This window comes from Segatella oris (genome assembly GCF_900637655.1).
Classification (GTDB): domain Bacteria; phylum Bacteroidota; class Bacteroidia; order Bacteroidales; family Bacteroidaceae; genus Prevotella; species Prevotella oris.
Genome location: NZ_LR134384.1, coordinates 2973008 through 2985774 on the forward strand (window position 1 = coordinate 2973008; position 12767 = coordinate 2985774).

A 12767-nucleotide genomic window follows, 5' to 3' on the forward strand; every position below is an offset into this window, starting at 1 on the left:
GTGCTTAGAATGTGAGTTTAAAGCCACCACCGAAACTTGAAGTGTTAGGTACGGAGTAGCGTTCGAAGTAGCCACTCATATTGCCGTTACCCTGCGAACTCTCTGGATCGAGGTTCGGCATCTTAGCCCAAAGGAGGACATTGCGGGCGAAACCATAGACTGAAAGGTCAATACCTGCAAACTTAGGGAACTGATAACTCAAGGTCACATCGCGCAACTTGAGATAGCTTGTGTCGAAGATGCCGGCTTCAGTCACATCGTTGTAAGCCTGATAATAATCCTGCTTGCTCACTTCAACGGTATTCTTCAGCCCGGTTGCCTCGTTGATTCCTTCGGCAACCATCGTTCCTTCATGATAAGGGAGCGACTCCTTGGAGGCACCGAAGAAGTTCATCGTCAGCAGCGTTCCATTATACATGCAGCCCCCTTTCTGCCAATCCATTGTTGCTAAAAGTGAGACTTTCTTGTAACGTGCATGGAGATTGAAACCCATGTTGAAGTCGGGCGCACACTCACCAAGGTTCACACTGGCTGCGGTTGCCTGTGGAAGACCATTGGCATCCAGCAGTAACTGGCCGTCTTTAGTACGCTTGAAAGCCCTGCCATAGATATTAGGATAGGTGTAACCTGCCTGTGCACGTATCTGTGGTTCAACGAAACCACCGAGCATAATGCTCTCAACACCATCGGCAAGTTCCTTTACCTTGTTGGTAACTTTCGTGAAGTTAACGCCTAATTCCATGCTGTAGTCATGATGATCAAGCACAGTTGCGTTCACAGAAAGCTCGTGAGACCAAGTCACCATCCGTCCTGCATTCGTGCGGAGTGACTGATATCCCGTCGTGCCTGCCGTTGGAACATCGAATATCTGGTTTCTGACATCCTGATAACTCAACGTATAATCGAGTTTGACACGGTTCTTGAAGAGTCCTAAGTCGATACCCGTTTCCCAGTTAGAGGTGTTCTGTGGCTTCAGATTTTCATCAAACTTCACAAAGTAAGGTGTATAACCTTTCGCACCACCGAGCGGATAACTGATTGGCGTGTAGACATACATGCCACCGCCATAAGCCGGAACATACATGTAATTATTATAGAACTGACCGGCTTGTCCAACCTGTGCATAAGACAGACGGAGCTTTCCATAAGAGAGAATCTGATTGTCTTTCAATGCCGGAAGCTCGGTAAATATCCAGCCTAATGATACCGATGGATAGAAGAAAGAACGGTGACCGCGTGGCATGGACGATACTTTGTCGTTACGACCCGTTACGGTAAGATAGACCATATCTTTCCAAGAGAGCGACATCTGACCGAAGAAACCAACGGTACGTTCCTGTACATGATACTCGGAATGCCCGTCTATGGAAGACGTGTTGCCGATAGTAGGCTGTCCATAGAAAGCCAACCCGGAGCCGTCATAGTCCCACTTGCGACAATATCTATGGTTGAATTCATTACCGAGAACAAAGCCGAAGTCCCACTCTTTGTCTGCACCCCACTTGGCAGTGAAGTTAGCTGTGAGCAAGTTATTAAAGATATTGTTCTGCGCTCCGTAGTTTTCAACCTCGCCTTTCTTATTATAAGCCGAGCCAATCTCTGCAATGGTAGCATTGTTGGAGGTATAGATATCAACGCCGGCCTGCTCACGAAAGACGAGATTATAACGGTCGTTCCAATTCATTTTCGGAGTAAATTCGGCATAAGCATTGCCAAATACGCGGTTCGTATGCTGTGAATACTCGTCATTGTCGGCCCACCAATAGGGATTATTGAAGTTGGTTGCACGGAAAAGTATCTGCGAAGTAGGGTCGCCCGGCTTATGATAGGGCGTGCCTTTAAGGTTGTATTCGGCTGGAGCAGAGTACACAACGTTGACTATACCACTGTTAGCACCGGGGGCAGATGTTACCTTTACCGAGCTGTAGTTGGCCGAGAAGCCAGTCTTCCACTGGTCATCGACCTTCCAGTCTACGGCACCGCGTGCACCCGTTCTGGTCATACCTGTTGAAGGAATGATGCCCTTCTGATAGGTATCACTGATACTAAACGAATAACTTACATCGTTCTTGCGCTGCGAAATATTGAAAGTGGAGTTCTGGGTGAAGCCAGTCTTGAAGAAATCGCCTACGTTGTCATAGGTCTGAGGCGTAGCCCAACCACTGAGACCTGCGGCAGCATACTTCGGATTATAGTACATTCCAGCATGCGAAGTGAGGTCACCATTGGTGTATTTGTTATTGGTGTTACCTCCATAGGTAGCATCATTGGGCAGGTCAGAAATCTTTGGTCCCCACGACATTGAAGTGTTGGGGTTATACTTCGAAAGGCTTCCACCCTGGGCATATACCTTTTGATGTTCAAACTTTCGGCTCAAAGTCTGTGCGCTCAAGTCGGTAGAGAAAGTGATAACCGGCTTTGTTGAACTCTTGCTTCCACGCTTTGTGGTAATCAAGATGACACCGTTTGAAGCACGAATACCGTAAAGTGCCGATGCAGCCTGACCTTTCAAGACATTGATAGATGCGATATCATCAGGGTTAAGGTCAATCGTACGACTGGCATTGTCGGCACCCGTCACAGAGTGCTTCGTGTCGAAATCGGGCGTAGAAACAATGGGCATGCCGTCGACAACATAAAGCGGCGTGTTGTTTCCATTGAAAGAACGCGCTCCACGGATTACAATCTGAGCCGATGCTCCAGGTGCTCCCGAAGAGGTTCTGATGTCAACACCCGTCAGTTTTCCCTGCATGGCACTGGCCAATGAGGAGGTACCAGCAGTGTTTAAGTCCTTGGCATCAAGCATCTGTGAGGCGTAACCGAGTGATTTCTTCTCACGGGTGATGCCCATTGCCGTTACGACAACCTCGTCAAGAACCTTGTTGTCAGGGTCTAACTTGACTTTCATGCTGCCTGAATTAGGCACAGTCACCGTCTTGGTATGCATGCCCAAATAGGAAACAACAAGTTTTGTGCCCTCTGATGCACTCAAAGTGAACTTACCATCAACATCAGTAATCGTTCCCATTTTAGTTCCGGAGATCTTCACCGAAGCACCCACTATCGGCTCTCCATCTTCACTTGAAACTACGGTTCCATTAACTTGCGTCTGGGCTACAGCCATTCCTATGCTCAGAAACAGGCCCGCAAGAAACATCAAAAGTCTCTTTTCCATAAATTTCTCTCTTTAAGTTAAAACACAAAAGTCATCTCTGCTCGCAACAAAATCCAATGACTTACATTTAAATAAAATTATAAATATTTTCAAATGCAAAGTTAATGAATACACATTTCGTATGCAAATTATTTTGCAGTTAATTTATCATTTCGTTATAAAAAAGCCGCATTTTCAATAAATTACTATATAAATAACAATGTATTATTATTGTTTTGCAACTATAATATGTATATAATTTGAATATATGTAACATCTAAACAGTGTGAACAAACAAGCAGAAAATGCAATAATTCATAAAGAATGAAAAGGCGAACAGCTTTTATCTACCAGTTGGAATGGGAAATATGGTGCATCAAACCAAGAAAACAAAGACTGGAAACAAACATTAGATATGCCACAAGAAGCATTATATAACTTTAACAAAAAACTCAAAATTCCCAACAATTCCATTCGTCATGTTTTCCAATTCACCACGAACGAAATCAATATCTCACCTACTACACCTGCTAATCTGCGTCATAATAGCATGCAATTACAGTCACTTTACACTGCAATATGACGCAAATTGCGCGGTATTTTGCATCAAATTACACGCTATTCTGACGCTGATTGCAACGCCATTGACAACAATACACGAAAAAGGGGAAAGCCACTACTGACTTTCCCCGACACAAAGATAATACTTTTTAAAGGCGAATGCAAATCAAAGATGAAATAAATTGACAATCATTCCTGCATTCCTTACCTCATCACTTTCATTGTCTTTTCACCTTGCTTCACAACATACACACCGCCAACGGGCAGCAAATCGTTACTGAACTGCACAGCAGGAACATGCATAAGTTTGTGTCCCTGAAGGTCAAAGACCGTGACGTCAGCAGAGGAAGCAGAAGTATCGATGGTTCTGATACCCGTTGTTTTCCAACTGTCATCAGTGGTTCCGGTATCTACACTCTGTACACTTCCACCTGAAATTACGACTTCATAGCTGTTCACCTGATTGGAAGGACGACGCACCAACTGCCAATCTTCGGCATATTGCGATGAACGTGAACCTACAAACAGACGGTAAGTGCCGTCAGGAATGCCAGCCGGCAGGGTAATCATCCCGCTAAGTTCGCCCACAGAATAACGGTCGGCAATGTTTGATGCAGTAATAGACTTGAGCACTTTTGCCGTGTTGTCTTTCATAAGAACAAAGGCAACCTCACCCGTAAAGCTTTCACCTGCAAGATTATACATCGTTCCAGCCGAGAGATTAAGCATCGAAGCAAACTTATATGCAGTGAATTTCTCTTTGCTGATAACGTGTGAATGCGCATCCATTACTTTCACCGGAGAGACGCCAACAAGCATATCCTGCCCGTCACTGAACGAATATCCCGTTGGATTCAGCAGTGCTATATCAAAGTAACCGTTGCCACCCTTGGGGCCCCAACCCCAGTTTACGTGCACGAAACCATGCTCGTTATAACCGTCAATGACAAAGGCATGACCGCCTGCCGTTGCATCCGACCCTGTATAATATACCGGACGGCTGGCATTCAACTCCTGATATATTATGTTCATCCATTGAGAAGTGGAATAATAGTTACGAAAAAGGAGATTGATACCTGCATCATAACCGAACTTATTGATCAAGCCGCTGCGAGCCTCATTGGAATAAGCTCCGGAGCCTGACGGCGTATATTCCATGCCTACAGCTATGCCACAGTGGAGCATCAAGGTTGAAACAGCCTTTGCCTGCACAGCAGTATAAGAAACGGTTTCATATTCATTCAGCATGTTTTTCCAGTCATATGTTGTATTGCCGAAGTCTGCTGAAATAATCTTACTGACCCCATTGACAACCACACTCAACGTACCTTGTCCGATACCTTTAGTCGGATAATTGTAATGTTTCATTATCTGTGACAGTGCAGTTGCCACACATCCCGTAGGATAAGGCTCTCTTCCAGACACGTATGGACAGTCGTTGTTATAAGGTTTTGACTGGTTCCATTCGGTTTTCAGAATAGGACTGACTGCGGTCTGGAATGCTCCGGCAGGAATTACCGGTGCATATTTCTTCCCTTCCGACAGATAGTTGCTCATAGAACTGCTTGCTGCATTGACAAACCAACGCAGAGAAGTATTGGTTTCTGCATCATACCTGTCGCCTGAATAACCTATAACGGCAGGAAAAACATCGTCATTGGCAATAATGGCAAAACCTGTTTGCGAGCCAAGAACCGTCAACATAGCGTTCTCGGCGATAACTTTAAGATGGTCAGATGAACCTGCAGCGCGTGTGGGCGCATGGCTGTCAGCTTTTGTCAGCACCTGCAATGCAGCCTCTTTCTTTTGTAACAGGCTTCTGTGGGCTGCCTGTAGTCCGGAAGATATGACGAAAAGAGAAATGAGAAGTAATAGTTTTTTCTTTGTCATTGGCATTTTATAAAATGGTTATAATTGATGAAGGGTTCTCTGAAAAATAAAAAAGAACCCAACAGGACAAGCCTGCAAGGTCCTTTTGTTATATCGGATAATCTTATATTTACTTAAACGATATATAGTCGATCTTAGTGCCGAATGCCCCTTTTCCAGGTACGGCATGGAGCAGTTTCAGCGTAGCTACCTTTGTTTTTGCATCGTAGGTTCCTGCAATTGCTGAGCCGGAAACGCCGTTAGCAGTAGACTTGGCATCTCCTTTTTCATTGCCACACACCCAAATCTTTCCATAGGTTTTATGAACCCAAGCGGGCTGAGCCGGTACGGTTACTACGCCCTTGTCGTCAATGGTGAAGTTGATGTCGTAGTTATAACCGTTCTCCTTGTCTGCCAACAACATGTAATTGTTGCCGTATGAGCGTACAATCAGGTTGGATTGTACATTCCACATGCCTAAAGCAACCGTCACATTATGAGTCTTGTAGCGGATAACATGGTAGGTTATCTCCGGCAAACCGTAAATAAAAGCATCTTTTGAAGCCACGGCAATGCTTACTTTTTCAGACGTTCCTGCGGTCATGTTGAAAGCCACCTCAACGTCTTTGGTCCCCTCTCCGGCAGCAAACTTCACGTCAGTCGGTGCATTGAAAGACTTATTGTCACTTGACAACGCTATTGTCTGAGCCTGAGTTGAGTCGACACGAGCCACGCGTACGATGAGTTTTTGCGCTTCGTTTTCTGTGAACTTAACAGTATCAGACTTTGATGCAACCAAGTATGCGTTGCCACCTGTATCAGATGGTGCCGATTCATACTTGTAATCGTCTGAGCAGGCGCTTAAACTTGCAATACACAAGCCAAGAGCAGCCATGAATGAATATTTCAAGATATTTTTCATTTTCTTTTCTCTTTATGAAATACTACGGATTAACGTACAGGGGTATAGAGGTCTGACGGATCGGGATTGTTATAGCCTTTAACCGCACTGTTATTGTTTTCTTCAGTTGCAACAATACAGATGTTCATCCAAGCCGGACGCCCATTGGTATTGAAACGGCACAACTCATAGAAGTTCGTGCCTTTGTAAGCACGCTTGACAGAGTAGTTCAGACGCTTGATATCAAAGAAACTTTGTCCTTCACCCCAAAGTTCTACACGCTTTTGGAACACGATTTCCTCAATGAGAGACTCCTTGTCAGTGAGTTGACTATTGTAGTTCGCGTCACGTGTCTGCATGATTTTATTCAGAACAGTCTTTGCTTCTGCAAGTTTATTCTGTTGTGCTGCGGCCTCAGCCTCGATGAAATACATCTCAGCAACACGCATCAGAGGATACGCACAGGCTGCTGCAATGGAGGATTCTCCGTCATTGCCCTGGCCCGGACGGAACTTAATGGAAGCATAAACGGGCAGAGATTTCTTGTAAGAAGCTTTCAGGAATGGAACCTGATCGGCCAAAGCACTACCACTCGGAGCTTTCCAATAGAGCTTACGCCAATCATTATCACTGATACGATCATAGAGTTCTTTGCCTATCATACAGTACACCCCACCTGCACCTGCATAACCAAAGATCGTTTCATTTGACATCCATGAAGTCCAGTTAATGATACCCGTCTTCACAGTTGCAGCGTCTGCAGTCTGGTTGGAGCCCCACATCCAAGGAGTTGTCGTGTTGAAACCTGTCGATGGATTGAGGGCAACGGCCTTGCTTACTGGTGCAACTTTGGTGGTAGCAATAGCTTTCTTAGCATATTCTTCAGCCTTGGCATAGTCCTCTACCCACATATACAGACGAGCTTTCAAACCATAAATACAAGCCAAGTCAGGCAAAGTCTTATCACGCGTATCCGCCAGTTTGATGATGTATTTCTCGGCATCATTCAAATCACCCTCAATGAATTTCTTCATATCTTCACGTGTGGCACGAGGGTTCTTGCGGGCATCTTCCTTGCTCATTCCTGCCTTCACAATAGGACAGGTAAGGTTGGTGACCACGTTACCATCGCTGTTCTTTCCATCAGGGAACTTTTCATTCGGCAGGAACTCATACATACGAGCCATATCCAAATAGAACATTGCACGGAAAGCATAGGCAACTCCAAGGAAACCTAACTGCTGAGTAGTTGCTGATTCAGGATTAACGGCACCAATAAGATTATTGGTCGTCAGCACCATATTATAGAATTTGTTCCAGATGAACTGTGTAGTAATGTAATCCCTTCCAATATAGTAACTCTGTATCCAGTGCCTATATTGGTTGTAATCGCTTTCTGAAAGAGCCTCATCTGCCGTCATCACATCTCGGATCTTCATCATCGAACCATAGCTGTAACTGAAATGATAACTACGATCCCACACCGTATTCAGTGATGCCGGAATTGCACTCAACAGGGCTTCTGTTGCTTCAGAAGAGCGTTGTAGCTGCTTAGTGGTCGCATAAGAGGTTGGTTCTGTCTCTTCTTCACATGAAGTAAAAGTGGAGAGAGACAGTGCCACCAGTCCTAAACCCAATATATATTGATTGATTTTTTTCATCTTGTTTCCTTTTTTCTGTTAATGATTAGAACGTCACACTCACACCACCAGAGACAGAACGGATAGGCGAATAGTAAGCATTCGTAATTGAACCATTTTCGCTCTGGCGTGGATCAAAGCCCTTTCGCTTTGAGAACAACCAAACATTATCTCCCGTAACATAGACGCGGATGTTGGCTAAGCCAAGATTACGAACAAAAGGTTTCGGCAATGTATAGCCCAATGTGATGTTCTGCAAATTGAGATATGAAGCCGAAGTCAAGAAGCGATCGCTCTGTGCTGCCATGTAGTTGTCATTGAAGTTCAAGCGAGGAATGCTCGAATTCTTATTGGTAGGCGACCAGGCATTAAGGATATCAGCATGGATAGCACTACCGCGACTCAAATTCATTGCACTGGCATAGCCATTATCATAAGCCTTACCACCTAATTGATAAGTGAAGTCTACGGCAAGGTCAAAGCCTTTCCAGCTGAGATTCGTACCAAATCCACCGAATGCATCGGGGTTAGGATCACCGCAAAGATACAGGTCTGCTTCACCTGTTGTCTTAACAGTTTCCTGGCCAACAACCTTTGGACGTGATCCTTTTACAGACTGATCAACCTGTTTACCGTTTGCATCATAGTAGATAGTCTTACCATTTGCATCTTTCTCATATACATTCTTATAATAGAGTGCTTCACCCGTTGTCTGATCAACGCCTGCATATTTGTACATATACCAGGTGTACATAGGCAGTTTCTCACCATAGAAGTAATCGCTACTCTGGTAACCTTGCTTGCCATCTACCACCAAGTTCTTCTTGTCAGCTGCTAATCTGACAATACGGTTCTTATTGGCAGTCATGTTCAAATGAGCCGACCATGTGAGCTCCTTGGTGCGGATGATGTCGCCCTGTAATTCGAACTCGACACCCGTATTGCGCATATCACCAACATTATCATAATAACCTGTAAAGCCGAATGAAGCTGGCAAGGTATACCAAGAAAGCATATCAGTCGTCTTACGATTGTAATATTCGAAAGAACCCGTTAGGCGACTCTTCAGCAAAGAGAACTCTATACCGACATTGAACTCACCGTTCTTCTCCCAAGATATCTTGGCATTACCCAACTGACGAGGAGAAAGAGCAAGCTTTCCATTTGAATTCTGAATATTATAAGTAGTGATATATTTGTAATAACCAATGTCGTCGTTTCCTTGCTCACCATAAGATGCTTTCAATTTCAATTCATCCACCCAGCTTACATGGAAGAACTTCTCTTTTGAAATGAGCCATGCACCACCCAAAGACCAGAAGTTTCCCCAACGATGATCAGGATCGAAGTAAGATGAAGCATCACGACGATAAGAGAAAGAACCGAAGTATTTGCTGTCATAATTATACTGTGCACGTCCAAAGAAGCCTTCAGTATTGTATTCAGATGTAGAAGAAGTAGCAATAGAACTGGTCGTTACGGCAGCACTCAACTCAACAATACTGTTAAGGAACATATTGTTATTGTGACCGGCAAGCGTCGTAATGCGACGGTGATAGTATTCATGGCCAAGCATTGCCTCTACATCATGTTTTCCAAACTGTCGGTGCCAGTTAAGCAACTGCTGATAGTTGTAGGTCCAAGTACGACCATGGCTTACATTAGCAATACCGTTAGAAGAAGCATACTGACCAAACCAAGGGTTCGTACTTGACTGGGCACGGTATTCATCATCATAAACACTGTTAGTCGAAGTGAATTTGAAATCATAGGGAAGATTGATTTCTGCTATACCGGTTGCACTGAACGTATTGCCTTCATTGTAGTTTTTGTTCACCAATGCATCAGAAAGTGCATTACTGCTTCCAAAATAAGGACGTGACAGTCCGATAAGACTCTTTGTCTCTCCGTAGTCATAAGCCCAGCCACCTGATGCTTCATGACGTACCTTATTCCCCTGAGCATCACGAATGAAAAGCGGATAGATAGGAGCTATTCTTGATGCGGTGAAGACATTACCTGAGGCAGAAGCTTCACCATCAGAGCCTAACTGATTCGCATTGTAGTGTGCATAGTTCATATTGACGCCCAACTTCAGCCATGGCTTAAACTGATAATCTGCTTTCAAACGAGCCGTGAAACGTGCATAATCCGAACCAATAGAGATACCTTTCATATTCAGATAGTTGGCTGAAGCATAGAAAGAAGACTTCTGGGTGCTACCTGCACCTGTCACAGTGTACTCTTGACGCAGTGCATGACGGTAGATATTATCGAGCCAATTATCAGGAGTAAGAAGATATTTCTTACCATCCGTACCTGTAATAACATTCCCTAAAGTGGCATTAGGATTGAGCTTTCCATTCATACCAATCATGTTCTGGCCTGCTGGAACATTGTAGACATTGTACCCTAAACCGTAGCTATTGCTGGCTGTCAGGTTCTGATTGGCAAATGCGTTGGCCTGTGCCGCAGTATATCCATAGGTATCACGGGCATAATTATACAGTCCCTTGTACCACGTTTCATAATAGCCTGCAGGATCATTAATATAGTTATAGTCAGGCACCTGACGAGAGTTTACACCCCATTTTGCATCAACCGTAATGGTTGCATTGCCAGAGGAACGGCCATTCTTTGTCGTGATAATGACAACACCATTGGCACCACGTGCACCATAAAGAGCGGCAGCAGCAGCTTCTTTCAATACGGTCATACTCTCAATATCCGTAGGAGCAATAATATTGATATCGCCATCATATGGAGTACCATCTACAACATAAAGTGGAGAGCGAGCTGCATTGATAGAGCCAATACCACGGATACGAACCGTTGGAGCTGTACCCGGTTGACCTGAAGCCTGTGTAATCTGCACACCGGAAACCTTACCACGCAACGCTTCAACGGCGTTTGTAGTCTGCACCTTTGCAATATCATCTGCCTTTACGACAGCAGCAGAACCTGTAAATGAAGATCTCTTTGCCGTTCCATAGGCTACAACCATCACTTCATCCAATGTCTTATTTTCGGCTTCCAATGTGACATGCATCTTGGGAGAGGCCTTGACGGTCTTGCTTTGCATGCCGATATAAGAAATCTCTAAGCGCGCACCAGCGGGTGCTGAAAGCGAGAACTTCCCGTCTGCATCGGATACTGTACCCGTATTAGTGCCCACAACCTTGATTGAAGCGCCAATAACAGGCTCACCATCATCCCCAGAGACAACAGTACCTGAAACCTGAGTTTGTGCCACAGCCATTCCTATGCTGAGGAAAAGGCCTGCCAAAAACATCATTAGTCTTTTTTCCATAAAATCTCTCTCTTTAATTTATATTATTTGTTTATTGCTTTGCAGTATATCTCTATACCTTATTATATATAATGAGAAAAAGGCCGATATCACATCACTTGGAAGATTTTAGTAACGCGAAAGGTACGTACTCCAACCCTTGTAACATTATTTCGTGTTGAAAAGAAACTTGGAAACAATCCTTCTTTCTCGTAGCTGTCCGCTTTGATTAACTTTTATAAAAGCATGTTTATGGTTACAAAATTAAGGAATGTTTAGAATACCGCCAAACATTTTCTGCAGAAAGTTACTTTTTGTCGTTGTATTTAACATAATTACTTGCAATTTATTCGTTTTCGTTACAAATTAAAACCCAATGGGGTATAAAAGCGTTAACGAAATGGTTTGCTACGAGTAGACAAATTGATAATTGGCAGTTGAGAACTGAAATAAATCTAAAATGAATTAAATCTGCATTGCAACAGTCTTGCTTTCCCGCTAAGTTACAAGCCTCAAAACAATGTCTTCGGGTATGATTTAACATACCCAAAGAGTATACCTGATAAGAAAAAGTAAAACGTTTAACTAAATTTATCATACAATCTGCAATAACTATTATTGTTATTTCCTATATTTGCACCCGATTATTAATCATTTATAAACATAGAAAGTTATGAAAAATCTAAGAAACGTAATTATGCTTTTTGCTGCCAGTGCAGCAATGATTGCATGCCAAAACAATGGTAAGACTGCTGCAAATGCAGCTGGCACAGACTCTGCTGCAACTGACACTATGGCAACAGACAGTGCTGTTTACGAGGGAGAAATCCCTGGTGCAGATGCCGGTTCAGTTTATACACTGAAGCTTGCTAATGATTCTACCGATGGTTTCTCTCTGCACATCAAATACTTGACAGATAAAACTCCGGCAGAAGACTATAGCGGTAAGAAGGTTGTTGCCACCAAGAAAATGGACGGTAAAGACGTAACTGTATATAAGTTTGCACTTGGTAAAGACACTACTTACTTCAAGGTTGTAAACGACTCAGTTCTCCGCATGGTTAACAATCAGTTTGAAGAGGCTGCAACAAAACTCAGCTACGACTTGAAATTGAAGAAGTAAAGCCACTTATCCAATCTCTCTCAAAAGGGAAAAAGAACTTGTTCCTCTCTTTATACAGTAAATTCTACTGCTTTGTCAAAGGCGGAGAATGAGTTACAAGAAGAGAAGATGCAGACTAATGGATAAGAGAAAAATAAAGACAGGGACGCAATTTTCTGCGTTCCTGTCTTCGTTTATAAACATAAGAAGAGTGAAAATCCATAAAGGAAACCAACGAAGATCGTTTTATT

At 43.6% G+C, this 12767-nt stretch carries 6 protein-coding genes; 1 reads left to right on the forward strand and 5 read right to left on the reverse strand.

The window, feature by feature from the left end; genetic code table 11:
* Positions 1-4: 4 nt before the first annotated feature.
* From EL210_RS12580 to EL210_RS12600, 5 genes are all read right to left on the reverse strand, one after another.
* The gene (locus tag EL210_RS12580) at positions 5-3175 is read right to left on the reverse strand and encodes a SusC/RagA family TonB-linked outer membrane protein (protein ID WP_018920573.1); all 3171 of its coding nucleotides are present in this window, start codon (positions 3173-3175) and stop codon (positions 5-7) included.
* Positions 3176-3919: 744 nt separating this feature from the next.
* Positions 3920-5605: a C10 family peptidase gene (locus tag EL210_RS12585; protein ID WP_232000373.1), complete on the reverse strand. Its 1686-nt coding sequence runs from the start codon at positions 5603-5605 to the stop codon at positions 3920-3922.
* Between the two features lie 109 nt (positions 5606-5714).
* Positions 5715-6506 (reverse strand): hypothetical protein, encoded by a 792-nt coding sequence (locus tag EL210_RS12590; protein ID WP_018920571.1) that lies wholly within the window; start codon positions 6504-6506, stop codon positions 5715-5717.
* A gap of 29 nt (positions 6507-6535) precedes the next feature.
* On the reverse strand, positions 6536-8146 hold the full coding sequence (locus EL210_RS12595) for a RagB/SusD family nutrient uptake outer membrane protein (RefSeq protein ID WP_018920570.1): 1611 nt from the start codon (positions 8144-8146) through the stop codon (positions 6536-6538).
* A gap of 25 nt (positions 8147-8171) precedes the next feature.
* Positions 8172-11435 carry a SusC/RagA family TonB-linked outer membrane protein gene (locus EL210_RS12600; RefSeq protein WP_026285962.1) on the reverse strand — a complete coding sequence of 1088 codons (3264 nt, stop codon included), beginning with the start codon at positions 11433-11435 and terminating at the stop codon, positions 8172-8174.
* A gap of 652 nt (positions 11436-12087) precedes the next feature.
* On the opposite strand from EL210_RS12600, the gene EL210_RS12605 reads away from it, so the two are divergent.
* The gene (locus EL210_RS12605; RefSeq protein ID WP_025879625.1) at positions 12088-12537 is read left to right on the forward strand and encodes a copper resistance protein NlpE N-terminal domain-containing protein; all 450 of its coding nucleotides are present in this window, start codon (positions 12088-12090) and stop codon (positions 12535-12537) included.
* Positions 12538-12767: the final 230 nt, after the last annotated feature.